We start from the raw sequence: 242 nt of genomic DNA, 5'->3' as shown, positions 1-242 counted from the left end.
TTAAAGGTTTATTTTTTGAAAATACGTTTTAAGTTTTAAAAGCCCTGACTCAAGTTCAAATTTTTGTATTTTAGGGTTCTTGAATTTAAACCCATTAGAAATATGGGTATTAATCATCGTCGCCATACCCTCAAACCCAGCTGGTGCGCTAGCAACTAAATCGCTCAACAAGGGCATTATAAGCACTTGATGCTCTTCTATTAAAGTTGGGTTTTCGTATATATCGTAAACAAGGTTAGTTA

Annotated in this window: 1 protein-coding gene; it reads right to left on the bottom strand. The window is 33.9% G+C overall.

Features of this window, described 5'->3' with window-relative positions; translation table 11 throughout:
* On the bottom strand, positions 1-242 hold a 242-nt coding region (locus CWC11_RS20395; RefSeq protein WP_138684146.1), incomplete at its 5' end, for a hypothetical protein.

The organism is Pseudoalteromonas sp. S3178 (assembly GCF_005886985.1).
GTDB lineage: Bacteria > Pseudomonadota > Gammaproteobacteria > Enterobacterales > Alteromonadaceae > Pseudoalteromonas > Pseudoalteromonas carrageenovora.
This window is presented reverse-complemented; position numbering and strand designations above follow the sequence as displayed.